Here is a 22,956-nt window from a genome sequence, read left to right as displayed (position 1 = left end):
TGTTGTCCCTTAACCGCGCGGCGCTTGGGCGCTGGCGACTTTGACATTGGCGCCGGCAACTTTCGGCGCCGGGTTGCTGGCCTCCAGGGCCTGGCGTTGCTGGGCGAGGGCGGCAAGGGTCTGTTCGCTGGCCATCGGCGTTTCCTCCGGGGTGACCGGCGAGCCCGGGCGCACGCGCTGCAGGCCCTTGACCACGATGCGGTCGTCCTTGCCCAGGCCGCTGCGCACAATGCGCAGGCCTTCGAGCTTGGGCCCCAGTTCCACGGCGCGATAGGCGGCCTTGTTGTCCTTGTCCATGACCAGCACGAACTTCTTGCCAAGGTCGGTGCCGACCGCTTCGTCGTTGATCAGCACGGCGTCGTACTGGGCGCTGCCGACCAGCTTCAGGCGCGCGTACAGGCCGGGGGTGAACTGGCCGTCACGGTTGTCGAAAACGGCACGGCCACGAATGGTGCCGGTGCGCGGGTTGACCTGGTTGTCGACGAAGTTCATCTGGCCCAGGTGCGGGTTGCCGGTCTCGTTGGTCAGGCCCAGGTACACCGGGGTGCTCTGGCCGCGCTGGCCGTCGCGGGCGAGCTGGCTGTACTTGAGGTACACGCGCTCGTCAGCGTCGAAATAGGCGTAGACCTTGTCGGTGGACACCACGCTGGTCAGCGGGGTGACATCGGCAGTGACGATGTTGCCGGCGGTGAACTGGGCACGGCTGACCCGGCCACTGATCGGCGCGGTGACACGGGTGAAGCTCAGGTTCAGGCGGGCCAGGTCGAGCTGGGCCTGGATCGCGTCGACTCCGGCACGGGCCTCGGCGGCGGCGCTGCTGCGCGACTCGGCCAGTTCGGCAGAGATGGCGTTGCTGTCGCGCAGGCGTTCGCCGCGGCGGGCTTCGTTGGCGCTGCGGATGGCGGTGGCCTTGGCTTGTTGCAGCTGGGCTTCGAGACGGCGGACTTCTGCCTGGAACGGGCGCGGGTCGATCTGGAACAGCAGGTCGCCTTTCTTCACCTGGGCGCCTTCGGTGAAGGCCACCTGGTCGATCTGGCCGGACACCCGTGGGCGCACTTCGACGGTTTCCGGCGCTTCCAGGCGGCCGGTGAACTCGTCCCATTCGTTGATCGGCTGTTCGATTACCTTGGCTACGCTGACCTTGGGCGCGGCGGGAGCCTGCACGGCGTCGGGGGTGCGACCGCAAGCGCTGAGCACCACCACTGCCAGGGCAGCGAGGGGGAAGCGCAAGGGTTTGAGTGAGTGATCCATGGAGAACTCCGCCAATGTATTAGTAGTGGGCGGAGTGTGAGTGTCTTGCGCGTGGCGCACGAATCAAACGGAGCGAAGGTTATTATCACGCGCAATGATATGTCGGGTGCCGTCATCGATCCGGACGCATGATTTCAAGGCATCTACAAAGGGACGGTGTAATTCGGCAGTCAGCGTGGCCCGCCGGATGCCTTTTCGCGCAACGCCTTGGCCACTTGTGCCTCGATCTCGTAGGCCGGCCCCTCCAGCGCCTGGTAATCCCGGGTATAGCGCCTGGCGAATTCCTCCACCCCCAGTTCCTGGTACTGCTGCACATGCCTGAGCTCATGGGCCCACAGCGCCGCGTTGTCCTCGGCATCGGTGCTGCGGCGAAAGATGATGGTGTCGATCAGGGTCACTGCGTTGACGTCCGGGTTCTGCAGCAATGCATTGGCGGCGCTGATCTGCTGTTCATCGCCCACCCGATAGCGCGCCGCGTCGAGTACCGCGAAGTCGTACCAGGGCTCGAGCTGGGCGCGGATATGCAAGGGAATCGGCTGGCTGCCGCTGACGGTTGCCTCGTCGCGGGCCTGGCGCAGGGCGAACACCAGGCTGCCGGTGGCCATGCGCTCGACATCCTGCAGCACCTGGCCGCCCTGGTTGGGGTCGACGGGCGAACAGAAACACACCACCAGGCACACTTGGTATTGCCCGGTCGGGCAACTTTCCTGGGCGAAGACGGGCAGGGTCAACAGCAGTCCAAGCAGCGTACTAGCGAACTTCATCGAAGACCCGTCCGACCAACTGGCGGCTGGCGTCCAGCACCTGCGCCTGCACCGGCTCGCTGGCCAGCATGCGGCCCACCACCAGCGCGCCGACGCACTGGCTGAGCAGGGCCCAGGCCAGCTCGGGATCGTCAAGGGTTTCGCTCCACGCCTGGTGCAGCTCCACCAACCAGTGCTCGGCCTGTTCGCGTACCGGTCGCTCGGCGCGGGCGATCTCCACCCCCAGCGGCGGCAGCGGGCAGCCGCCCTCGGCATTGTGCAGGTGGGCCAGGCTCAGGTACTGCTCGAGCAGGCGCCTGAGCCGGGGGCGGTCGGCGCCACGCTCGACCAGGCGCGCCAGCGGGCTGTTGGCCAGCTCGCGGCGGACGATCTCGCTGAACAGGTCGTCCTTGGACGGGAAATGGTTGTAGAAGGCCCCGCCGGTCAGGCCGATGGCCTTCATCAATCCGGCCACGCCGGTGGCGGCGAACCCCCCGCGCTTGGCCAGGGCGCCGCTGCTGGCCAGTAGCTTCTCGCGAGTCTGTTGCTTGTGGTCGGTGCTGTAGCGCATGCGTGGAACCTCTTGGCGCGGGCTTGACGATCAGCTGATCGTAGCATAGCGTTCGTTTACTAAACGATCATTCATCAATGGAGCGGTCCATGGCAGAACAACAAAAGGTCGTGCTGGTGATCGGCGCGGGCGACGCCACCGGTGGCGAGATCGCCAAGCGTTTCGCCCGTGAGGGGTACATCGCCTGCGTCACCCGGCGTCAGGTGGACAAGCTGCAGCCGCTGGTCGATGAGATCCGCGCCGCAGGCGGTCAGGCTCATGGTTTCGGGTCGGATGCGCGCAAGGAAGAGGAGGTGGTCGAGCTGGTCGAGACCATCGAGCGCGATATCGGCCCGATCGAAGCCTTTGTCTTCAACATCGGCGCCAATGTCCCGTGCAGCATCCTCGAGGAAACCCCGCGCAAGTACTTCAAGATCTGGGAAATGGCCTGCTTCGCTGGTTTTCTCACCGCCCAGGCAGTCGCCCGGCGCATGGTGACCCGCGAGCGCGGCACCATCCTCTTCACCGGCGCCACCGCCGGTACCCGCGGCGCGGCCGGTTTTGCCGCCTTCGCCGGGGCCAAGCATGGTTTGCGCGCCCTGGCCCAGAGCATGGCGCGCGAGCTTGGGCCGCGAAACATCCATGTTGCTCATGTGGTGGTCGACGGGGCCATCGACACCGCGTTCATCCGCGACAGTTTCCCCGAACGCTATGCGCTCAAGGACCAGGACGGCATCCTGGACCCTGTACACATTGCCGAAAGCTACTGGTTCCTGCACGCCCAGCCACGGGACGCCTGGACCTTCGAACTTGACCTGCGCCCGTGGATGGAGCGCTGGTAAGTCCCACCTTCATACAAGGAACGAATCATGAGCAAGACCGTCGAGTTCTTCCTGGACCTGGGCAGCCCGGCCACCTACCTGGCCTTTACCCAGCTACCCGCCCTGTGCGCGCGTCACGGGGCACGGTTGGTATACAAGCCGATGTTGTTGGGCGGGGTGTTCCAGGCCACCGGCAACGCTTCGCCGGTCATGGTGCCGGTCAAGGGGCGCTATATGCGCATCGACCTCAAGCGTTATGCCGATCGCTATGGCGTGCCCCTGACCCTGCCGCCCGGGTTTCCGGTCAACACCCTGAACCTGATGCGTGGGCTGATCGGCGTCCAGTTGTTTGCCCAAGCGCGGTTCGAGGCGCTGTTGAAGGTACTGTTCGAAGGGCTGTTCGTGCACGGGCGCAATCTGGCAGACCCGGCGGTGCTGGGTGAAACATTGGCCGCCGGTGGCTTCGAGGCCGGGATGTTGCATGAACTGGCCGCCCGGCCCGAGGTCAAGGACGCCTTGCGCAAAGCTACCGAGGAGGCGGTCGAACGTGGCGTGTTCGGCGCGCCGACGTTCTTCGTCGATGGGCAGATGTTCTTCGGCCAGGACCGGCTGGATTTCGTCGAGCAGGCTTTGGTCAGGCAGGCATGAGGGACAACAAGGTTCTTGCAGGCTGCGATTCCAAAAACCTTGGGTGCTATTGCTTCATGGCCTGTACGTCGTCAGGGTTGCAGCGCTCGATCATGCAGGCGCTGAAACCCTTTTGCCGGATCAGAAGTTCGCCGGGGTGTTGGCGCTGATGATCTCGGCCTCGTCGGGGCCGATGTTCTTGAAGCTGTGGGGCAGGGTGGTGGGGATGTAGTAGCCGTCGCCGGCGTTGAGCACGCTGACCTGGCCATCGACCCACAGCTCCATGGTGCCCCGGGTGACCAGGCCGCATTCCTCGCCTTCGGCGTGGACGATCGGCTCGCCGGAGTCGGCGCCCGGCGCGTACAGTTCGCGCAGCATGCGCATCTGCCGGCCTTCGACGCTGGCACCAACCAATAGCATGCGCAGGCCGTTGCGGCCCAGGTCGGGCTGCTCTGCGCCACGGAACACGTAGCGCTCCTCGCGCACCGGCTCGTCGAAACTGAAGAATTCCGCCAGGGACATGGGAATCCCTTCGAGCAGTTTCTTGAGGGAACTGACCGAAGGGCTGACCCGGTTCTGCTCGATCTGCGAGATCGTCGAGTTGGTCAGGCCGCTGCGGCGGGCCAGTTCCCGTTGGGAGAGGTTGTTGCGTTCACGCACCAGTTTGAGTCGTGTCCCCGTGTCCATAGCCGCCTTGTTTGCAGAGGTGTCAAAAATAATGGGCGAGGCATTAAAACACACTCTGCAGGCTTGCGCGCTGTGCGTCTCAGTGACGCTGGTCGGCCGCTACCGGCCACAACCCCACCAGCAACAGCAGGGCACCCACGGCGAGGAACGGCAGGCGCGGGTCGAGGGCATAGACCAGGGTACCCGCCAGTGGCCCGATCACCGCGCCCATGCCCTGGGCGGCGCCGATCGAGCCCGCGGTGGCGCCTTGTTCGCCGGCCTGCATGGCGTTGGCCGCCAGGGCGGAAAATGCCGGGAAGACGAAGCCCATGCCAAACGCGGCGACGAAGAACGCGCCCCACAGCCAGGGCGCTTGGGTGGCCAGCGCGGCGGCGGCGAAACCCAGCCCGGAGATGCTGGCGCCGATACGGATCATTTTCGCTGGCGGCCACTCGAGCCTGCGCAGGAACACCTGCGCCAGCATCAGCGCCACGCCCACGCAGGTCAGGGCGATGCCCGCGGCCTGGGCGGCGTCGCCGGCCTCCAGGCGCAGGCGGTCGAGGGCGAAGAAACCGACGGCGATCTGCGACACGGTGATGCTCAGCATGGCGCTGAAGGCCACCAACAGCGGGCGGCGCAGGCGTGGGTCGGACAGGCGCACCGGATTGGGCGCACGGCTTTGCGCCAATGGCTGGGGCTTGAGCTTGAACAGCAGCACCACGAACGCCGTGGCCGGCAGCAGCGACATGGCATAGAACGGCAGGCTCAGGCTGTAGCGCGACAGCAGCGCGGCCAGTGCCGGCCCGACCACCAGGCCGACGGCATTGGCCGCCCCCAGCGAAGCCATGGCCCGGGCCCGACGCTGGGGTTCGACATGGTCGGCGATCAGGGCGTTGCCACCTACCGGCAGCGCGGCATAGAAGGCGCCGATCAAGCCGCGGGCCAGCATCAACCCGAAGAACGCCACGCTCGCGCCCGGCAGCCAGCGCAACGCGCCGTCGATGAACAGGCACAGCACCCAGTACGCCAAGGTGAAACCGCCACTGCCCAGCAGCAGCACGCGGCGTCGGCCATAGCGGTCGGCCAGGCGCCCCCAGGGCCGGGCCAGCAGCACCCAGACCACGCCGGCCACGGTCACCGCCGCGCCGGCCTGCCAGGTGGCCATGCCCAGCAGGCGGGCGATGGGGCCGATCAGGGCGACGAAGGCCATCATCGACATCGTGCAGGCCATGTTCACCAGCATCAGTGGACGCAGGTCCAGGGTGCTGGCGGGGGTCAAAGTGGCAGGGTCCTTTGCAACGTTCATGGGGCAGTCCGGGGCAGTTCGACGAAATGAGCGCCAATGTTAGTAATAATTATTTACATGTGTCGACCCCGGCAATCCTCATTCACTGCGGCGGGCCTGGCCACATGCTACGCAAGACGCCGTCGCGGCGCACCAGGGCATGCACCAAGGCCGCGCCCAGGTGCAGCAGCACGGTGGCGAACAGCAGGTAGCCCGCCCAGCCGTGGGCCTGGCGCAGCACGGCGTACAGCTGCAGGTCGTGGGGCGCGATGGCGGGCAGTTGCAGGGGCCGTGGATAGCCGCCGGCCGAGAGCATGGCCCAGCCGAGCAGCGGCATGGCCAGCATCAGGCCGTACAGCAACAGGTGCGAGGCGCCGGCGGCCAGCCGTTGCAGGCGGGGCAGGTCGCGGGGCAAGGCCGGGTGCGGCAGGCCCAGGCGCAGGGCGATGCGCAGGATCACCAGCACCAGCAGGGCCAGGCCGGTGGCCTTGTGCAGCTCGACCAGCAGCGGATGCCGTGGCGACAGGTCGCCGACCATGTTCACGCCGATGAACAGCATGGCCAGGATCAGCACGGCCATCAGCCAGTGCAGCAGGCGGGCCAGGGGGTGGAAGGCGGTGGCGGTCATGGGCGGGCTCCTTCGCTCAGCGCTTCGTGGCTGCGGCGGTTGAACGACACCGAATAGGCGGCCGAGCGGGCGGCGAGGATCGGGTCAGCGGATGGTTCGATGCCCTGGGGCAGGATCAGCGGGTCGAAGTTCAGGTCGCGGCAGGCGCCTTGCTCGGGGCCGTCGACCTGTTCCAGCACCAGGGTGCCGGCGTCGATGCTGCGGCGTTCGGCGGGCCAGGGCCGGGCGGGGTCGTCCACCGGGTCGCCGGGCTCGGCCAGGGTCAGGCGCAGGGTCCAGCGCAACGGGCCTTGCGCCAGGCGCTGCTGCAGGTCGTGCTGGAGGAACTGCTTGTCATCGACCTGGGCGGGCAGGGCGGTGAACGCGGTCTGCGGCTCCAGGGCCCAGCGCACCGGCTGGGCGTTGCCCTGGGCATCGATCAGGCGAAAGGCGTTGATGCTGTTGTAGGCGGTGCTGGCGAAGCTGTCGCTGGGCTTGTAGCTGGCCGCCCACTGGCGAAACGCAGCGCTTTCCGGGTGGCTGGCGAAGAACGCCTGCAGTTTCACCGGGTCCGGCTTGCCGGTGGCCGGGTCTGGAGCCCCAGCCAGTACCTGCTGGTAGAACGCCTCGGGCGTGCTCACCGCCAGCACAGGCGGGTTGTTCATGCCGGTGCGCCAGACCTGTCCGTCATCGCTGCTCAACTGAATCGCCAGGCTGCGTACGGGTATGGCGGTGTCCGGGGCGAACGGGTTGGCGCCGCCGATGGCGAATCGGCCGATCACCGGCACCTGGGCCTGGCTGAACACCCGGGCGCTGGAGAGCGCCGCGGCCTGTCCGCTGGCCTGGAAGTAACCGCTGACGCACAGGCCCTTGGCATGGTTCTTCCGGTAACCGGGATAATGGCCAGCCTGGGCCTCGAAGGTGTCGATGATGCGCTGCGGGGTCAGCCCTGGCGCGCCGATCCAGCCGGCGGCATAGGCGAAGCCCGCACCGAGGGCGGCGAGGGTGGCGCCGATGGCGGCCAGGCGCAGGGCCTTGGCGGGGCCATGCAGGGGAGTGGTCATGGGATGCTCCGGTCAGGTGGAATGAGTCGGTACGACGCAAGGGAGAACGATTTATTCCCGCCGGGGGAATAGATTTCGTGCCGGGCCGTCTGCCCATTACACTGACAGCCCATTGGGGCCCGGAACCCGACCATGCACGATCTGGACGACCAACAATGGCGCGAGCTGCTGCAACGCCTGCGCCGCTTCGCCCTGTGGCTGACCCGCGAGCCCGGCGGTGCCGACGACCTGGTCCAGGCCACGGTCGAGCGTGCCTTGAGCCGCCGTGGCCAGCAGCGCGATGCCGACAGCCTGCGACCCTGGCTGTTCACCATCCTTTACCGGCTGTTCCTCGACGGCAAGCGCCGCGAGCGCCTGCATGCCCGCTGGTTGGCCTGGTTCGGTCGGGGCCAGGCCGAGGAACCGACCGGTGGCGAGATCGAGAGCATCGTCCTGGCCCAGGCCGACCTGCGCGCCTTTGCCCGGCTGTCGGCGGAACAGCGGGCACTGTTGCTGCTGGTCAGCGTCGAGGGCCTGAGCTACAAGGAGGCGGCCGACACCCTCGGCATTCCCATCGGCACGGTGATGTCGCGCCTGTCGCGCGCCCGCGCCGCCTTGCGTGAACTGACCGAGGGCAACCCCACGCCCCCGGCCTTGCGGAGACTCAAATGACACGCCTGATCCCCACCGAGCACGAGTTGCACGCCTATGTCGACGAGCGCCTGGCGCCGGCGCGCCGGGTCGAGGTCGAGGCGTGGCTGGCGGCCAATCCCCAGGAGGCGGCGCGCATCGAGGCCTGGCGCGACGATGCCCGACGCCTGCGGGCGGCCCTTGCGGGCTTCGGCGAGCAGCCCAGCGACCCGGCGCTGGACCTGGCGCCCTTGCGTCGCCGCCTGCGCCAGCGTCGGCAATGGCGCCTGGCACAGGCGGCGGTGCTGTTGCTGGCGGTGGGCCTGGGCGGCCTGGGCGGCTGGCAGGCGCGTCAGGCGACGCTGTTCGCCGGCATGCTGCCCATGGCCGACGCGGTAGAGGCCCACCGGCTGTTCGCCGACGCGGCCGCGCTGGATATCCAGGCCAGCGATCCGGGGCGGCTGCAGGAATGGCTGGGGCGTCATTTCAACCGTGTCGGCCAGCTGCCGGACCTGTCCGGTTATGGCCTGCAGCCGGTCGGCGCGCGCCTGCTGAGCAACGAGGCGGGGCCGGCGGCGCTGCTGGTGTTCCAGGACCGCCAGGGGCAGCGCATCAGCCTGTTCCTGCGTTCGCCTGGCGAGCATTTCGAGCGCATGCCCAGCGGCCAGCGCACCGACGGCCAGTTGCAGGCCCGCTACTGGTCCCATGGCGACTACAACTTTGCCCTGGTCAGCGCGGCGGATGACGCTCGCGGCGAGTCGTTGCGCCGGACGCTGGGTGTCAGCCTGTAGGCAGGTCGAGGCCGGCGCATCGACCTGCACGGTTTCAGACCGTGCGCAGGCGGGCCTTTTCCACTTGCTGCATTTCCACGCCGTCGAGCAATGCCTCGACCACCGCCTTGGCCGCATCCAGCCCGTGATCGTTGCCCAGCAGCAGGTCGTGGCAGGTGCCGGTCGCCAGTTCCATGGCCTTGAGGTTGGTGGCGAATGCGCCCTTGAGCAGGGTGGACAGGTGCACCAGTGCGTCTTCGAAGTCCACGCCTTCGCGCACGGCGAACAGGGACGGGTGGCTGCATTCGCAGTTGCCGAAGCTGGAGTGCGCCGTGGTGGCGCGGGACGGGGGATCAGGTAAGCCTTTTGTCATTGTGTCGCTCCTTGATTCAATGGAGCCGCCACAGTTCGCTACCAAACGAATGGTGACGGCTGAACGCAGGTTGGTAGACCGGGAATCAAGGAAACCGGCGCGCACGGGGGCGCCCTGCGCACAGCCGCCATTGAACGAAACAGCGGACACAAAAAAGCGCCGACTGAATCGCTGAGCGGGCGCTTGTGCGCCTTGATTGATCGCGGGCTACCAAACCCGGCTGCTGGACTTACAGCAGCGAGCGAAGGTTACCGGGGGAGAGCAGGGGTTTCAAGAACGAAGGTGTAAAAAATAACCCAGTGTATCTAGGAAGTTGCGTCGGGAAGTCCACCACTGTTTCTGAAGTGATCGACTAATATCGTGGTTCCTACGATGTATTTTCCAACTTCTCGATAATAATTCAGTTTTAGTTCTGGAGTTGGACTTATGACAAGCTCACTAAATGCGACCTGTACCTTTGCCCCTTGAGCAGAAATGTCACCAATGAGTTCGTAGGCTTCGTGCGTGATGCCCGAGCTTGGCGGTACATACGTGGCTTTACCTTGTACTAACTGGCCTATGGTTGGCATTTTTTCTGCGTGGACTAGTGCATTCTTATTAATTGCGTCGATCATTCGCGAATTATGTAGCTGGTTGTTTTTCAGCTCGCTAAGTTGGTGGGTTGGCGTATTTTCGATGATTTGGCTAAGTCGCTGGATGGCGGCAGTGGCATCTGTGGTCTGATGGTTAGTGAATGCTGTTAAATACTTGGTCATTCTCCCATCAGGATCCACATGATTCACCGGATCCCCCCCGCAATACCCATAGGCATTGATCCCACCCGCCGCAAACGGGCTAAGTCCGTCCGGCGAGTGGAACCGCATCAATGTCGGGCTGAACGCACGATGCCCATTGCCGAGCAGGTAACAGCCCGTCAACAGTTCCCGTATCACGCCATTGAAGCCAAGCTGCGCGCGGACAACCGCCTGGACCGGATCATGGCCGTAAGCCGAGAAAACGAACCCATGGCGCAGTGCCCCCCGCGACGCCATCAGCACGGAGCCTGCCAAGTCGCCTGCCAGCAGCCTGGTATCTGGATCAACCACTGTCCCACCCACTGTTCAGAAATGACCAATCCACGTTAACGTGCGCCCCTGGCCAGTGAAACTGGCAAAAATGCCAGGTATGGCACTACCGACAAAGAGGACTTGCAATGCCCGAACCCTCCAACCTGCTGGGCTTCGCCCTGATCAGCCTGGGCATGGTGCTGACCCCGGGCCCCAACATGATCTACCTGATCTCCCGCTCCATCTGCCAGGGGCGTGGTGCCGGGCTGATCTCGCTGGCGGGGGTGGCGCTGGGGTTCGTCTTCTACATGCTCTGCGCCGCGCTGGGCATCACCGCGCTGGTCATGGCCGTGCCGTTCGCCTACGACGCCCTGCGCATCGGCGGTGCGCTGTACCTGCTGTACCTGGCCTGGCAGGCGCTGCGCCCGGGTGGACGCTCGCCGTTCCAGGTCCGCGACCTGCCGGCGGACAGCCCGCGCCGGCTGTTCATGATGGGCTTTCTGACCAACCTGCTGAACCCCAAGATCGCGGTCATGTACCTGTCGCTGATGCCGCAGTTCATCGAGCCGGGCCACGGCAGCGTGCTGGCGCAGTCGCTGGTGCTGGGCGGCACGCAGATCGCCATCAGTGTCACGGTCAACGCGCTGATTGCGCTGATGGCCGGCTCCATTGCCGTGTTCCTGGCCGGCAGGCCGCTGTGGCAGCAGCTCCAGCGCTGGCTTATGGGCACGGTGCTGGCGGCGCTGGCGCTGCGCATGCTGGCCGAAGGGCGCCGCTGATCGTCGGCGTCATTCTGATGGAACGTTTTGCCAGTGGGCGATTTCTTACCCTCATAGGAAAGAAAACGTGCCCGGGACTGCCGAGACATGAAAGTGCGCCAGCAGAGCAAGACCGCCAACCTGCAAGCGCTGCCGAGCTTTCTGAACGGCGGTGGCGAAGTCAGCTGCCTGTTGCAGGCGATGGACTGGCGGCAATCCCCGCTCGGGGCGCCGGATGGCTGGTCGCCGGTGCTGCAGTCGGTGGTGGCCATGCTGCTGCCGGCGCAGGCGCAGATTGTGTTGTTCTGGGGGCCGCAGTACATCGCGCTGTACAACGATGCCTACGGGCCAACCATCGGCAGCAAGCACCCCGGGGCGCTGGGCCGGCCTGGGCAGGAGCATTGGAGCGAACTGTGGGACGATCTCGAGCCGCTGCTGCGCGGGGTGCGTGAAACCGGCATAACCTTTTCGGCGCGGGACCGGCCGTTCTATATCGAACGGCATGGGTTGGGTGAAACCGCCTTTTTCGACGTCTCCTACTCCGCTGTGCGCGAGGCTGACGGTGGGGTGGGTGGTGTATTGTGCATCGTCACCGACACCACCGAGCGGGTACGTTTCCAGCAACGCCAAGCATTTCTCCAGGAGCTGCGCCAGGCCTTGCCAGGCCTGGGCGAGGCCGAGCGCATCGAGGCCCACGCGGTGCGCCGCCTGGGTGAGGAGTTGGGCGCGGCGCGGGTCTGTTTCGGTGAGGACCTGGGCGATGGCCGGCGCTACCGGGTCGCCCAGGAGTGGGCCACCGAGGTGCCCTCGATGGTCGGCTTGAACCAGTATTCGGCCCTGGACCCGGCGTTGCGCGAGGCGCTGCTGGCCGGTCAGGCTGTGCAGCGCAACTATGAGCCAAGCAAGAGCGCACCGGCACGGTTCAAGGGCTTGTGTGCGACATTGCACGTGCCGGTGCTGCGCGCCGAGCGCCTGGAGGCGGTGCTCGCGGTGCATTTCCATACCCCCCATGCCTGGGCCGAGAGCGAGTGCCTGCTGGTCCAGGAGGCCGCCCGCCAAGTCTGGTCGGCGGTCACCCATGCCCGCGCCGAGCGCGCCTTGCATGCACTCAACGAAAACCTGGAAGACCGGGTGGCCAAGGTGCTTGGCCAGCGCGAAGCGTCGCTGTCGCAACTGCACGAAGCGCGCAAGATGGAGATGATTGGCCAGCTCTCCGGGGGCATCGCCCACGACCTCAACAACATGCTGACGCCGATCATCGCCTCCCTCGAACTGCTGCGCCGCCATCCTCAGTCGGAGCGCGCCGAGCGCCTGATCGATGGCGGCCTGCAGGCGGCCGAGCGGGCGCGCAACCTGGTTGGGCGCCTGCTCAGCTTTGCCCGGCGCCAGACCCTCAAGCCCACGACGGTATCGCTGGCGGCGCTGGTGGAGGAAATGCGAGAACTGATCGTCCGCTCGTTGGGGCCTACCATTGCCATCGAGGTCAGTGTCGAGGCGGCGTTGCCGGGCGTGCTGGTGGATCCGCACCAGCTGGAGCTGGCGTTGCTGAACCTGGTGGTCAACGCCCGCGATGCCATGGGCGAGGGTGGCAAATTGACCATACGTGCCGGTCTCGACAGCGACGCTACGCCGAGGCCACCCGGCCTGCAGACAGGCCCGTTGGTGTGGATGCAGGTTGCCGATAACGGCTGCGGCATGAGCGAGGACGTGCTGGCGCATTGCATCGAGCCATTCTATTCGACCAAGGGCGTCGGCCGCGGCACCGGGCTGGGGCTGCCCATGGTGCAGGGCCTGGCGTTGCAGTCCGGTGGTGGCTTTGGCATTCGCTCGCGGGTAGGCGGGGGCACCGAAGCGACCCTGTGGCTGCCGGCCAGCGAGCAGGACGCGGTAGATGAAGTGGCCATGCCGGTCGAGGTTTCGCGGGCGCGACGCCCGACGCGCGTGCTGCTGGTGGATGACGAGCCGCTGGTGCGCCAGGCCACGCTCCTGCAACTGCGTGCCCTGGGGTACGAGGTGACCGAGGCCGAGGGCCCGGCCCAGGCCCTGGCGTTGCTGGACAAGGGGCTGTTGCCCGATGTGCTGCTGACCGACCATGTCATGGCCGAAACCACCGGCGTGCGTTTCGCCCAGCAGGTGCGCGAGCGGCTGGCGCAACTGCCGGTGTTGATCATCACCGGCTACGCCAACCTGACGCCACACGAGCTGCATGGCTTCGAGGTGCTGCGCAAGCCATTTCGCCAGGACGAGCTGGGACAGAGCCTGGCGCGACTGCTCAAGTCCTAGCCAACACATCCCCGAGCATCTGGCACACCTGTTCGGCCGAATAGGGCTTGGCCAGGAAGGCGAAACCCTGGTGGCCACCCTCGGCGATCGCCTCGCTGTAGCCGGAGGTGAGGATCACCGGTAGCTGCGGCTGGCTGTGACGCAGCTCCCTGGCCAGGGCAAGGCCGCCCATGCCCGGCATGACCACGTCGGAGAACACCGCATCGAATCCGCCCCGGGCGGCCGCGAGCTGGGCCAGCGCGTCCTCGGCCGAGGTCGCCCAACTGATCTGGTAGCCATGGTCGCGCAGGATCTGCGCGGTGAAACTGCCGACATCCGGGTTGTCCTCCACCACCAGGATGCGCTTGCGGTCGCCCTGTGGCGCGAGCTGCGCGGTCACGCCGGGCTCCTCGGCGTCAGGCTGGGACACCTGTGGCAGGTACAGGGTGAAGGTGGTGCCTTGTCCTTCGACGCTGACCACCCGCACATCGCCACCGGACTGCTTGACGAAGCCGAACACCTGCGACAGGCCCAGGCCGGTGCCCTGTCCGGAGGCCTTGGTGGTGAAGAACGGGTCGAAGATGCGCTCCAGCAGGTGCGGGGCGATGCCCACGCCGCCGTCGATCACCGAGATCGCCGCGAAGCGGTCGTCCTGTGCCGGCTGGCCGCGAATCTCAGGCAAATGCTGGTCGCCTTCAAGGCGCAGGCGCAAGGTGCCGACCCCGGCCATGGCGTCGCGGGCATTGATCATCAGGTTGATTACCGCGGTTTCCAGTTGGCCGAGATCGGCATGCACATGGCAGGGCGTGTCGGGCAACTCCAGGCTGACCTGGATACGTGCGCCAGTGGCGGTGTCGAGCATCTCGGCCATGGCCTTGAGCTGTGGGCCAGCATCGAACACCTGCGGGCTGAGGGCCTGGCGCCGGGCAAAGGCGAGCAGTTGCCCGGTGAGCTTGGCGCCGCGGTCGACGGTGTCGGACACGATCTTGAAATAGCGGCTGCGGCGCGTTTCGTCGAGATCCGGGCGCTGCAGGAAGTGGAGGGAAGAGCGAATGATGGTCAGCAGGTTATTGAAATCGTGGGCCACGCCGCCGGTCAGCTGGCCGATGGCCTCGAGCTTCTGGGCCTGGCGCAGCACGGCCTCGGTGTGCAGGAGCTGCTCGGTACGCTCCTCCACACGTTGTTCGAGGGTGGCGTTGAGCGCCTCCAGGGCCGTCAGCGCCTCGCGCACCTGTGCGTTGGCCTGGACTCGCTGGATATGTGCCCAGCAGCGTCCGGTCACCTCGTTGAGCAGGGTCTGTTCGTAGCGGGTCCAGGTCCTTGGCAGCTTGTCGTGGATGGCCATCAGTGCGGTCAGGCGGCCTTCCTTGATCAATGGCATGCAAAGTGTCGCGGTGATGCCGATGGCCTGGAAGGTCGCCGATTCGCAGGCCGGCAACTGCGTGAGGTTGTCGTTGATCACCAGCGCCAGTCCGGCGCGCAGGCGGCTGACGGCCAGCTCGCCGAAGTCGCCCAGGCGGTACCGGCCGAGCAGGCGCGGTGAGCCTGGCGCGACCCGGTCGCCGCAGATGGTGAAGCCGTCCTCGTCAGGGTCCATCACGGCGTAGGCGCAGCTCGACAGGTGCAGATGCTCGCCCAGCAGGCGCGTGGTGATAGCCATGATCCGCTCCGGATCCGTGGCATTGGCCGCCGCCCGGCTGAGGGTGTCAAGAAATTTCAGGCGTTGGTTGGCGACCACGCTGGCGGTGGTCTCGGTGACCGTGTCGATCATGCCGACCACCTGGCCGTCATGGTCGCGAATGGGGCTGTAGCAGAACGTGAAGTAGGCGCGCTCCGGGCTGCCGTGGCGCTCGATCAGCAGGGGAAAGTCCTCTATGTACACGGCTTCGCCATCGAGGGCGCGTTGGGCCAGGTGGCGGATATCGCTCCAGGCTTCCTGCCAGACCGCGCTGAAGGGGCGGCCCAGGGCCGAGGGCTTGTTGCCGAGGATCTCGCTGAAGGCATCGTTGTGCAGGGTGATCAGCTCGTCGCCCCAGAGCACGGCCTGGGGAAAGCGCGAGGCCAGGCACAGGGCGACCGTGGTCTTGAGCACGTCAGGCCAGTTGGCCAGGGGGCCCAGGGGGGTAGACGACCAGTCGTGGTTGCGGATGCGTTCGGCCATGAGGCCGCCGCCGTCGAGCCATTTCGCCATGAGCGGTGCGGGTCCTTGTGCGTGAGAGCATCAGGGTGCACCGAGACGCGGCGCTTGGCGAGGGATTTTGCATGGGCCGTGCTGGCCCGCTACCACTGATGCCGGCGTTCAATTGTGGGAGCGGGCTTGACCCAAGAGTCTATTCAGACCTTGAACTGCGCGACCAGGCCGTTCAGCTCCAGCGCCAACTGCGAAAGGTCCTGGGCCGAGGCGCTGGTCTGGTTGGCCCCGGTCGTTGTCTGCAGCGCCAGGTCGCGAATGTTCACCAGGTTGCGATCCACTTCGCGCGCCACCTGGGCCTGTTGCTCCGTGGCACTGGCGATCACCAGGTTGCGCTGGTTGATCGAGGCGATGGTCCGGGCGATGAGCTCCAGGGCCTGACCGGCCGCTTGCGCCACCTCCAGGGTACCGCTGGCGCGGCCCTGGCTGCTGTGCATGGCGCTGACCGCACGCTCGGTGCCGCTCTGGATACCGCCGATCATCTGCTCGATCTCGGCGGTCGATTGTTGGGTGCGATGTGCCAAGGCACGCACCTCGTCGGCAACCACCGCAAAACCACGACCGGCCTCACCGGCGCGAGCGGCTTCGATGGCGGCGTTGAGGGCCAGCAGGTTGGTCTGTCCGGCGATCGAACCGATCACATCCAGTACCCGGGTAATGTCGTTGGCGCTGTTGGCCAATTGTTCGATCTCTTCCGCCGTACCGGTGACATCGTCGACCAGGTGCTGGATCGAGGCGAGTGCCTGGTTGACCTGGTCTCGGCCTTCACGGGTGGTCTGGTCGGCGCCCTGGGAGGCCTCGGCGGTGCTCACGGCATTGCTTGCCACTTCCTCGACGGCGCTGGTCATCTGGTTGACCGCGGTGGCGGCCTGGTCGATCTCGGTGCTTTGCTGCTGCAGGCCGCGGCTGGTGTCCTCGGTGACGCTGTGCAACTCCTCGGAGGCCGAGGCCAGGCGGTCGGAGGATGCGGCGATCTTGCCGATGGTGTCGCGCAGGCTCTGCTGCATGCGTCGCAGGGCGTGGAGCAGCAACGCCGGCTCGTCTTGGCCGACGACCATGATCTCGCGGGTGAGGTCACCAGTGGCGACACGCTCGGCGACCGCGACGGCCTCGGCCAGCGGAGAGACGACGCTGCGGGTGAACAGGACGGCGATGGCTATCAGTGCCAGGACGATCAGCAACAGCGCGATGATGATCACGACGAATGCTTGCTCGCTGACCGCGCCGCTGAGGCGAGAGGCTGTTTGCGCGCCCGTGTAGTTGTAGGCGACCAGCGCGGACATGCTGTCCATCATGCGGTCGGCGCTCAGCATCAGCGGGCCGCTGATCTGGCGCCTGGCTTCAGCCATACGTCCGGCGTCGATGTTCCCGAGCACCAGCTGCTGCTGCTGGATGTATTGTTGGCGCGCCGTCAGGAGGGCATTGAACAGGCTGCGGTCCTGGGCGTCGGAGATGGTCTTCTCGTAATCCTTGAGGTCCTGCTGGATCTCTTCCTCGATACTGTTGAGCAGGTTGATGCTGGCGTTTTCGCCGGTGTCTTCCTCCAGCGCCGCGCGCAGCGTGGCGGCGCGTTCCTGAGCCAGGGTGCCGCCGATCTCATTGAGGGCGATCAAGGCAGGTAGCCAGTTGCCGCGGATCTCGTCGGTGGCATCGCTCATCTGGCGGGTTTCGTACAAGGTCACCAGGCCCATGGTCAGGACCAGGCCGGCCAACAGCGTGAACAGGCTGGTCGCCCGTTTGCCGATCTTCATATTTCTCAACAGCATGGATGTTCCTCGACGTCAGAATGCAAACGTCAGGAGCATGATGTCGGGGACTGTTGGGGGATAGTCGCCAGGTCGCACGTGTTGCGGCGTATTTTCCTATTTGCCGGCACCTCTCCCTGCGTAGGTCGGCTCCCAGCAAATGGCGCCATGCGCCATCTGGTGGAAGCCCGTTTGCGTTCGACCCGCGATGCAACACGGTCGCTCAGACCTTGAACTGCGCCACCATCCCGTTCAATTCCACCGCCAGGCGAGACAGGTCCTGTGCCGCCGCGCTGGTCTGGTTGGCGCCGGCCGAGGTCTGCATCGCCAGGTCGCGGATGTTCACCAGGTTGCGGTCCACCTCCCGGGCCACCTGGGCCTGCTGCTCGGAGGCGGTGGCGATGACCAGGTTGCGCTGGTTGATGGTGGCGATCGCTTCGGCGATCAGTTCCAGGGCCTGACCGGCCGACTGCGCCACGGCCAGGGTGCCGCTGGCGCGACCCTGGCTGTTGTGCATGGCGCTGACTGCGCGTTCGGTGCCAGTCTGGATGCCGTCGATCATCTGTTCGATTTCAGCGGTGGACTGCTGGGTGCGATGGGCCAGGGCGCGCACCTCGTCGGCGACCACGGCGAAGCCGCGGCCGGCCTCGCCGGCGCGGGCAGCCTCGATGGCAGCGTTGAGTGCCAGCAGGTTGGTCTGCCCGGCGATGGCGCCGATCACGTCCAGCACCTGGCTGATCTGGTTGGCGTGGCTGGCCAGTTGCTCGATCTCCCCGGAGGTATCGGTCACGTCATCGACCAAGTGCTGGATCGAGGCCAGCGCCTGGTTGACCTGGTCGCGACCATCACGAGTGGTGCGATCTGCGCCCTGGGAAGCATCGGCGGTGCTCACGGCGTTGCTCGCCACCTCTTCGACGGCGGCGGTCATCTGGTTGACCGCGGTGGCGGCCTGGTCGATCTCGGCGCTCTGCTGGTGCAGGCCGCGGCTGGTGTCCTCGGTGACGGAGTGCAGCTCCTCGGAGGCCGAGGCCAACTGATCGGAAGATGCGGCAATCCTGCGCAGGGTGTCGCGCAGGCTATGCTGCATGCGACTCAGGGCGCCCAGCAGCAAGGCCGGCTCGTCGCGGCCGAGCACGACGATCTCGCGGGTCAAGTCGCCGGTGGCGACCCGCTCGGCCACGGCAACGGCGTCGGCCAGGGGCACGACGATACTGCGAGTGAGGAGGGTGGCGATGCCGATCAGCGCCAGGGTGATCACGGCAATGGCGGCGATGATCAGGCTGAAGGCTTCGTCGGAGGCCGCGCTGCTGCGCAGCGAGGCTTGCTCGGCGCCCTTGTTGTTGTAGTCGACCAGCGCGGCCAGGGCTTTCATCATGCTGTCGGCGTACTCGGCCAGCGGGCCGTTGACCAGGCGTCGGGCCTCGTCCAGTCGGTCATTGCCGGCGGCGGCGCGGATGGCTTGCTGCAATGCGTGATAGCGTTCGCTCAGGCCCATGAAGGTGTCGAACAGGGCGCGGTCATCCGCAGCGTTGATGGTGCGCTCGTAAGTCTTGAGGTCGCTTTCGAGCTGCTGGTTGATCTGGACGATCTTGTCCAGGGTGGCGTGGCGGGCGCTGCTGCTGTCCTCCAGGACACTGCGCAGGGTCAGGGCGCGGGCCCGGCCGAGGTTGCTGCTGACCTCGCCCAGGGCGAGTACGGAGGGCATCCAGGTGAGACGGATTTCGTCGGTGGCGCTGTCCATCCGCCGGGTTTCGTAGAGGGCGATCAGGCCCAGGGCCAGGACCAGGACCCCGAGCAGGGTGAACATTCCTGCTGCCCGAATACCGATCTTCATGTTCCGTAACTGCATGCGACGCTCCTTGACGGTGGCTGGCAGGCGTCAAGAGCGCGGACTGACCGGGCTCGGCTGGAAAGGCTCTCGATGCACTGCGAAAGGGGTTATATCCTCACGGTTCATGTTGTTTTTTCTGAATGATGACATAACGCCACCATTATTGACCAGTCGTTCAATGTAATGACGCATGCAAACAGGCCCGTCACTTCCGGGACGGGCCTATTATTTTCGTTCATGCGACGATCGGAATCAGCGGGTCGGCTGCCGCCAGGGCCTGGGCGCGGTCAGCGGCTGGCGGGTAGATCCATACCGAGTTGATCTGGCGCTTGAGGTCCTTGCCTTCCCGGCCCTGCAGCTTCAGTTCGCGGTTCCAGCCTTCGCTGTACGCGGCGCCCCAGTCGCCAAGATCCAGGCAGGTGACGTACTTGGGCTGGCGGTACGCCACCGGCGCCACGCCCAGCAGGTCGGCCATGGCGTTGTTGCCGCTGTGGCGGCCCATGGGGATGGCGTGCTGGCAGGTCATCAGGGCATGGTTGCCCAACTCGTCCACCGCCGCCCAGGCCACGTCGCCGGTGGCATAGATGTGCGCCTGGCCGATCACCTTGAGGTGATCGTCGACCCGCAGGCGACCGAAACCGTCACGTTCGCCGGCCACCTGCGCGGTCAACGGGCTGGCCTTGACGCCGGCAGTCCAGATCACGGTCTTGCTGGCGATGTATTCGCCGTTGTCCAGGGTCACGCCGCCGGCATCCACCGCCACCACCGAGGTGCCGGTCAACCATTTGACACCCGCCTGTTCGCTGGCGGCGACGATGGCCGGGGTGATCCCGGCGCCGAGGGCGGCACCGACGCTGGCGCCCCGGTCGATCAGCACCACGCGGGCATGACCTTCGCCGAGGATGGCGCGCAGGCGCTGCGGCATTTCGGTGGCGGTCTCGATGCCAGTGAAGCCGCCGCCGCAGACCACCACGGTGTTGCGTGCCGGCGAGGCGGGCAGGCTGGCCAGGCCGTGCAGGTGCTGTTCCAGGCGCACGGCCGATTCCATCTGGTCGACATCGAAGCTGTGCTCGGCCAGGCCCGGCACGGCGGGGCGGGCCACCTGGCTACCGGCGGCGAGAATCAGACGGTCGTAGGCGAGCTGCTGCGGCAGGCCATCGGCATCGCGATAGCCGACCTGGCGGGCAGCACTGTCGATGCTGTCGGCGGTGCCATGGATGAATTCCACGCCCACCACGTCGAACAAGGCCTCCAGCGGTGCCTGCAGCGTGTGAACGTCGGTCTCGTAGAAGCGTGGACGGATGCGCAGTTGCGGCTGCGGGGCCAGCACGCTGATGCGCACGTCGCCGCGCTGGGCCTGGTCAAGCAGGCGGGCGGCGCTCAGGGCGCTCCAGACACCGGCAAAGCCGGCACCGATGATCAGGATACGAGAGGTCATGTGGGTGCTCCGCAAGGATAGGAAAAAGGTCTTCGATGAGGCGTTCACAGCCTGTCGAATAACTACGACTGTATTTGTCGCAGTTTATATCGGCAAGTGTTTTTTCCCGAGGCGTGCGTTCGCAAGCCCTGGTGCATTGGCTGTAGCCAGCGTGCTTACTTGCTTCTGCGGGGCTGTTGATATGCCTGTGCAGCGACGGACGGCGCCGCCCAGCTTTGCCTGTCACCGATGAAGGGCGTACTATTTGCGACATATCTAGTCGGAGATTGACATGTCTCTTTACAGCGCCGGCGTCGAATACGGCATCCACTGCCTGCTGTTTTTGGTGGACGAGCGTGGCGACAGCCGCGAGTCCAGTGTGCGCGACCTGGCCGAGTTGCAGGGCGTGCCCCAGGAATACCTGGCCAAGGTCTTCACCAAGCTGGCCCGCGCCGGACTGGTGGCGGCGACCGAAGGCGTGCGCGGTGGCTTCCGCCTGGCGCGACCTTCCGACGAGATCACCGTGCTGGATATCGTCACGGCTATCGACGGGCCGAAGAAACTCTTCGATTGCCGGGAGATCCGCGAGCGTTGCGCGGTGTTCGAAGGCGCCGCGCCGACCTGGGCCAGCGAAGGCACCTGCGCGATCCATGCGGTGATGCTGGGGGCGCAGAAGCGCATGGAGGAGGCACTGGCCCAGCAGACCATCCTCGACCTGGCGCGGCGCTTCGGGCGCAAGGCGCCGGCCGAGTTCGGACAGAAGGTCAATGACTGGATGAGCGAGCGGCGCGACGGCAAGGGCGGTGCCGGGGAAATTCCGTTGCAGACCGTCTGACGAGGGGGCGGTTTGGCGGCGCAACGGAAAATTGTACTCAACCTCAAGGTAAATCCTTGCCTGGGCGATCGGCGCATAGGCGTCAAGCCGAGGTAAGCTGGCAGAAAAGATCCCGTGAGAGGTCAACGTGGCTTCCTATACCTTGCGCCAACTCAGGTACTTCGTTACCACGGTGGAGGCCGGCAGCGTCGCCGAGGCCTCGCGCCAGCTGTATATCGCCCAGCCGTCGATCTCCACCGCGATCAAGAGCCTGGAAGAGAGCTTCGGCGTGCAGCTGTTCATCCGCCATCACGCCCAGGGCGTGTCGCTGACGCCCAGCGGCAAGCGCTTCTACGCCAAGACCCGGGCCCTGCTGCAGATGGCCCATGAGTTCGAGCAGAACGCCCTGGCCGACAATGACACGGTGGCCGGGCAGATCGACATCGGCTGTTTCGAGACCGTGGCGCCTTTGTACCTGCCGCGGCTGATCGCCGGTTTCCGCCAGCGTTATCCGGGGGTGGATATCCGCCTGCGCGACGGCGAACAGCAGGACCTGATCCAGGGCTTGACGGCGGGCACTTTCGACCTGGCGTTCCTCTACGACCATGATCTGGACGGCACCATTGAAACCGAGCCGCTGATGCCGGCGCAGAAACCCTACGTGCTGCTGCCGGAAAAGCACCGTTTTGCAGGGCAAACCCAGGTATCGCTGCGCGACCTGTGCCCGGAGCCGATGATCCTGCTCGACGTGGCACCGAGCCGCACCTACTTCGTCAGCCTGTTCAATGAGCTGGGACTGACGCCGAACATTGTCTTCAGTTCGCCGTCCATCGAAATGGTCCGGGGCATGGTGGGGCAGGGCTTTGGCTTCTCGCTGCTGGTGACCCGGCCGCACTCCGAGTTTACCTATGACGGGCAGCGCCTGGTGACCCTTGACATCACCGAGCCCGTGGCGCTGTCGGGCTTGGCGGCGGCGCACCTCAAGCGCGTGCAGTTGACCAAACCGGCGCAATTGTTCGTGGAGTTCTGCCGTGAGGAGCTGGCGCAACTGTAGGTGGCGACCACCCGTCGCGAAATTGACATTGACGATCGAACGTCGACCTGCCGGTGCTTTCTTCCACTAAGGTGCTAGAGGCACTTCGACGTAGTCATTGCCTGGGCGAATGGACCTGTACCCAGGCATGGGCAATATCAATTGGTGACACGCCAGCCGAGGGCGTACCACATCCTACAGGCCATCCAGTACAGAGAGGGTCGTACCATGTCGTTGATTGGCGTTTCAATGCTTGAGATGCGGCAGATGATCGAACAGGCCTGCCTGCCTGACCGCTGCGAGGTGAGCTGCCCGGACGGCGAACACCTTACCATTCGCCTCGGACAGGGCGAGAGCCTGGACGACTGCCTGACCGTGACCGGCGTGCCTGTGGCCAGTCTCAATTCGTGCCATGATTTGTTGGGATTGGTCGCTCGTGTGAAAGCACAGCGTGTTCAGCCAGGTGTGCGTAAGGCTATCGCTTAGCGGAAGG

General features: G+C 65.9%; 22 protein-coding genes. 9 read left to right on the top strand and 13 right to left on the bottom strand.

The annotated features are described in order from the left end of the window. Window positions 1-9: 9 nt before the first annotated feature. The 3 genes from mexE to ACVWZ5_RS01235 form a co-directional block, all read right to left on the bottom strand. On the bottom strand, window positions 10-1,251 hold the full coding sequence (mexE, locus tag ACVWZ5_RS01245; RefSeq protein ID WP_028689379.1) for a multidrug efflux RND transporter periplasmic adaptor subunit MexE: 1,242 nt from the start codon (window positions 1,249-1,251) through the stop codon (window positions 10-12). Between the two features lie 170 nt (window positions 1,252-1,421). After that, window positions 1,422-2,015 carry an eCIS core domain-containing protein gene (locus ACVWZ5_RS01240; protein WP_186599858.1) on the bottom strand — a complete coding sequence of 198 codons (594 nt, stop codon included), beginning with the start codon at window positions 2,013-2,015 and terminating at the stop codon, window positions 1,422-1,424. After that, the gene (locus tag ACVWZ5_RS01235) at window positions 2,002-2,565 is read right to left on the bottom strand and encodes a TetR/AcrR family transcriptional regulator (RefSeq protein WP_084942354.1); all 564 of its coding nucleotides are present in this window, start codon (window positions 2,563-2,565) and stop codon (window positions 2,002-2,004) included. The genes ACVWZ5_RS01240 and ACVWZ5_RS01235 overlap by 14 nt, the downstream gene beginning before the upstream one ends. An 89-nt stretch (window positions 2,566-2,654) precedes the next feature. Here ACVWZ5_RS01235 and ACVWZ5_RS01230 point away from each other — a divergent pair, with 89 nt between their 5' ends. Together ACVWZ5_RS01230 and ACVWZ5_RS01225 are read left to right on the top strand one after the other, a co-directional pair. After that, window positions 2,655-3,386, top strand: a complete 732-nt coding sequence (locus tag ACVWZ5_RS01230; protein ID WP_325925765.1) for an SDR family oxidoreductase — start codon at window positions 2,655-2,657, stop codon at window positions 3,384-3,386. 27 nt (window positions 3,387-3,413) lie between these two features. Continuing rightward, complete coding sequence (locus tag ACVWZ5_RS01225) at window positions 3,414-4,013, top strand: 2-hydroxychromene-2-carboxylate isomerase (RefSeq protein ID WP_301141009.1); 600 nt, start codon at window positions 3,414-3,416, stop codon at window positions 4,011-4,013. A 120-nt stretch (window positions 4,014-4,133) separates the two neighbouring features. On the opposite strand, the gene ACVWZ5_RS01220 is transcribed toward ACVWZ5_RS01225, so the two are convergent. The 4 genes from ACVWZ5_RS01220 to ACVWZ5_RS01205 all read right to left on the bottom strand — a co-directional run bounded on the left by ACVWZ5_RS01220 (window position 4,134) and on the right by ACVWZ5_RS01205 (window position 7,614). After that, a complete protein-coding gene (locus ACVWZ5_RS01220; protein ID WP_062364308.1) occupies window positions 4,134-4,679 on the bottom strand; it encodes a cupin domain-containing protein in 546 nt (181 codons plus the stop codon). Between the two features lie 79 nt (window positions 4,680-4,758). Then, window positions 4,759-5,964, bottom strand: a complete 1,206-nt coding sequence (locus ACVWZ5_RS01215; RefSeq protein ID WP_301141012.1) for an MFS transporter — start codon at window positions 5,962-5,964, stop codon at window positions 4,759-4,761. A gap of 82 nt (window positions 5,965-6,046) precedes the next feature. Continuing rightward, window positions 6,047-6,571: a cytochrome b gene (locus ACVWZ5_RS01210; RefSeq protein WP_186599861.1), complete on the bottom strand. Its 525-nt coding sequence runs from the start codon at window positions 6,569-6,571 to the stop codon at window positions 6,047-6,049. After that, the gene (locus tag ACVWZ5_RS01205) at window positions 6,568-7,614 is read right to left on the bottom strand and encodes a catalase family peroxidase (RefSeq protein ID WP_301141015.1); all 1,047 of its coding nucleotides are present in this window, start codon (window positions 7,612-7,614) and stop codon (window positions 6,568-6,570) included. The genes ACVWZ5_RS01210 and ACVWZ5_RS01205 overlap by 4 nt, the downstream gene beginning before the upstream one ends. A 132-nt stretch (window positions 7,615-7,746) precedes the next feature. Here ACVWZ5_RS01205 and ACVWZ5_RS01200 point away from each other — a divergent pair, with 132 nt between their 5' ends. Together ACVWZ5_RS01200 and ACVWZ5_RS01195 are read left to right on the top strand one after the other, a co-directional pair. Continuing rightward, window positions 7,747-8,265: a sigma-70 family RNA polymerase sigma factor gene (locus tag ACVWZ5_RS01200; protein ID WP_062573788.1), complete on the top strand. Its 519-nt coding sequence runs from the start codon at window positions 7,747-7,749 to the stop codon at window positions 8,263-8,265. Further along, window positions 8,262-9,014: an anti-sigma factor family protein gene (locus tag ACVWZ5_RS01195; RefSeq protein WP_062573789.1), complete on the top strand. Its 753-nt coding sequence runs from the start codon at window positions 8,262-8,264 to the stop codon at window positions 9,012-9,014. The genes ACVWZ5_RS01200 and ACVWZ5_RS01195 overlap by 4 nt, the downstream gene beginning before the upstream one ends. 34 nt (window positions 9,015-9,048) lie before the next feature. Here the strand turns inward: ACVWZ5_RS01195 and ACVWZ5_RS01190 are convergent, their stop codons facing one another. Beyond that, window positions 9,049-9,282, bottom strand: a complete 234-nt coding sequence (locus ACVWZ5_RS01190) for a hypothetical protein (RefSeq protein WP_028689390.1) — start codon at window positions 9,280-9,282, stop codon at window positions 9,049-9,051. Between the two features lie 389 nt (window positions 9,283-9,671). Then, window positions 9,672-10,451: an RHS repeat-associated core domain-containing protein gene (locus tag ACVWZ5_RS01185; protein WP_230962657.1), complete on the bottom strand. Its 780-nt coding sequence runs from the start codon at window positions 10,449-10,451 to the stop codon at window positions 9,672-9,674. A gap of 107 nt (window positions 10,452-10,558) precedes the next feature. On the opposite strand from ACVWZ5_RS01185, the gene ACVWZ5_RS01180 reads away from it, so the two are divergent. Together ACVWZ5_RS01180 and ACVWZ5_RS01175 are read left to right on the top strand one after the other, a co-directional pair. Continuing rightward, the gene (locus tag ACVWZ5_RS01180) at window positions 10,559-11,191 is read left to right on the top strand and encodes a LysE family translocator (protein ID WP_186599862.1); all 633 of its coding nucleotides are present in this window, start codon (window positions 10,559-10,561) and stop codon (window positions 11,189-11,191) included. An 87-nt stretch (window positions 11,192-11,278) separates the two neighbouring features. Continuing rightward, a complete protein-coding gene (locus tag ACVWZ5_RS01175) occupies window positions 11,279-13,453 on the top strand; it encodes an ATP-binding protein (RefSeq protein ID WP_457340350.1) in 2,175 nt (724 codons plus the stop codon). On the opposite strand, the gene ACVWZ5_RS01170 is transcribed toward ACVWZ5_RS01175, so the two are convergent. The 4 genes from ACVWZ5_RS01170 to ACVWZ5_RS01155 all read right to left on the bottom strand — a co-directional run bounded on the left by ACVWZ5_RS01170 (window position 13,443) and on the right by ACVWZ5_RS01155 (window position 20,637). Then, window positions 13,443-15,623 carry an ATP-binding protein gene (locus ACVWZ5_RS01170; protein ID WP_457340349.1) on the bottom strand — a complete coding sequence of 727 codons (2,181 nt, stop codon included), beginning with the start codon at window positions 15,621-15,623 and terminating at the stop codon, window positions 13,443-13,445. The genes ACVWZ5_RS01175 and ACVWZ5_RS01170 overlap by 11 nt on opposite strands. A 143-nt stretch (window positions 15,624-15,766) precedes the next feature. Further along, on the bottom strand, window positions 15,767-17,374 hold the full coding sequence (locus ACVWZ5_RS01165) for a methyl-accepting chemotaxis protein (protein ID WP_411830193.1): 1,608 nt from the start codon (window positions 17,372-17,374) through the stop codon (window positions 15,767-15,769). A gap of 217 nt (window positions 17,375-17,591) precedes the next feature. Then, the gene (locus tag ACVWZ5_RS01160) at window positions 17,592-19,175 is read right to left on the bottom strand and encodes a methyl-accepting chemotaxis protein (protein ID WP_375547227.1); all 1,584 of its coding nucleotides are present in this window, start codon (window positions 19,173-19,175) and stop codon (window positions 17,592-17,594) included. Between the two features lie 259 nt (window positions 19,176-19,434). After that, entirely contained in the window at window positions 19,435-20,637 is a 1,203-nt protein-coding gene (locus ACVWZ5_RS01155) for an NAD(P)/FAD-dependent oxidoreductase (RefSeq protein WP_280070872.1), read from the bottom strand. Window positions 20,638-20,908: 271 nt separating this feature from the next. Here ACVWZ5_RS01155 and ACVWZ5_RS01150 point away from each other — a divergent pair, with 271 nt between their 5' ends. From ACVWZ5_RS01150 to ACVWZ5_RS01140, 3 genes are all read left to right on the top strand, one after another. Further along, window positions 20,909-21,451 (top strand): RrF2 family transcriptional regulator, encoded by a 543-nt coding sequence (locus ACVWZ5_RS01150; protein WP_062573795.1) that lies wholly within the window; start codon window positions 20,909-20,911, stop codon window positions 21,449-21,451. Between the two features lie 127 nt (window positions 21,452-21,578). After that, the gene (locus tag ACVWZ5_RS01145) at window positions 21,579-22,484 is read left to right on the top strand and encodes a LysR family transcriptional regulator (RefSeq protein WP_028689398.1); all 906 of its coding nucleotides are present in this window, start codon (window positions 21,579-21,581) and stop codon (window positions 22,482-22,484) included. 207 nt (window positions 22,485-22,691) lie between these two features. Further along, complete coding sequence (locus tag ACVWZ5_RS01140; protein ID WP_062575712.1) at window positions 22,692-22,949, top strand: DUF1652 domain-containing protein; 258 nt, start codon at window positions 22,692-22,694, stop codon at window positions 22,947-22,949. Window positions 22,950-22,956: the final 7 nt, after the last annotated feature.

Source organism: Pseudomonas sp. TE6283, from assembly GCF_054060555.1.
The sequence above is the reverse complement of the archived record's forward strand: the minus strand, read 5'-3'. Positions and strand labels throughout refer to the sequence as shown.

Excerpts from the sequence above, each read along its gene's own strand:
- mexE (WP_028689379.1), bottom strand. The coding sequence starts at position 1,251 with ATGGATCACTCACTCAAACCCTTGCGCTTCCCCCTCGCTGCCCTGGCA.
- ACVWZ5_RS01240 (WP_186599858.1), bottom strand. The coding sequence starts at position 2,015 with ATGAAGTTCGCTAGTACGCTGCTTGGACTGCTGTTGACCCTGCCCGTC.
- ACVWZ5_RS01235 (WP_084942354.1), bottom strand. The coding sequence starts at position 2,565 with ATGCGCTACAGCACCGACCACAAGCAACAGACTCGCGAGAAGCTACTG.
- ACVWZ5_RS01230 (WP_325925765.1), top strand. The coding sequence starts at position 2,655 with ATGGCAGAACAACAAAAGGTCGTGCTGGTGATCGGCGCGGGCGACGCC.
- ACVWZ5_RS01225 (WP_301141009.1), top strand. The coding sequence starts at position 3,414 with ATGAGCAAGACCGTCGAGTTCTTCCTGGACCTGGGCAGCCCGGCCACC.
- ACVWZ5_RS01220 (WP_062364308.1), bottom strand. The coding sequence starts at position 4,679 with ATGGACACGGGGACACGACTCAAACTGGTGCGTGAACGCAACAACCTC.
- ACVWZ5_RS01215 (WP_301141012.1), bottom strand. The coding sequence starts at position 5,964 with ATGAACGTTGCAAAGGACCCTGCCACTTTGACCCCCGCCAGCACCCTG.
- ACVWZ5_RS01210 (WP_186599861.1), bottom strand. The coding sequence starts at position 6,571 with ATGACCGCCACCGCCTTCCACCCCCTGGCCCGCCTGCTGCACTGGCTG.
- ACVWZ5_RS01205 (WP_301141015.1), bottom strand. The coding sequence starts at position 7,614 with ATGACCACTCCCCTGCATGGCCCCGCCAAGGCCCTGCGCCTGGCCGCC.
- ACVWZ5_RS01200 (WP_062573788.1), top strand. The coding sequence starts at position 7,747 with ATGCACGATCTGGACGACCAACAATGGCGCGAGCTGCTGCAACGCCTG.
- ACVWZ5_RS01195 (WP_062573789.1), top strand. The coding sequence starts at position 8,262 with ATGACACGCCTGATCCCCACCGAGCACGAGTTGCACGCCTATGTCGAC.
- ACVWZ5_RS01180 (WP_186599862.1), top strand. The coding sequence starts at position 10,559 with ATGCCCGAACCCTCCAACCTGCTGGGCTTCGCCCTGATCAGCCTGGGC.
- ACVWZ5_RS01175 (WP_457340350.1), top strand. The coding sequence starts at position 11,279 with ATGAAAGTGCGCCAGCAGAGCAAGACCGCCAACCTGCAAGCGCTGCCG.
- ACVWZ5_RS01170 (WP_457340349.1), bottom strand. The coding sequence starts at position 15,623 with ATGGCGAAATGGCTCGACGGCGGCGGCCTCATGGCCGAACGCATCCGC.
- ACVWZ5_RS01165 (WP_411830193.1), bottom strand. The coding sequence starts at position 17,374 with ATGAAGATCGGCAAACGGGCGACCAGCCTGTTCACGCTGTTGGCCGGC.
- ACVWZ5_RS01160 (WP_375547227.1), bottom strand. The coding sequence starts at position 19,175 with ATGTTCACCCTGCTCGGGGTCCTGGTCCTGGCCCTGGGCCTGATCGCC.
- ACVWZ5_RS01155 (WP_280070872.1), bottom strand. The coding sequence starts at position 20,637 with ATGACCTCTCGTATCCTGATCATCGGTGCCGGCTTTGCCGGTGTCTGG.
- ACVWZ5_RS01150 (WP_062573795.1), top strand. The coding sequence starts at position 20,909 with ATGTCTCTTTACAGCGCCGGCGTCGAATACGGCATCCACTGCCTGCTG.
- ACVWZ5_RS01140 (WP_062575712.1), top strand. The coding sequence starts at position 22,692 with ATGTCGTTGATTGGCGTTTCAATGCTTGAGATGCGGCAGATGATCGAA.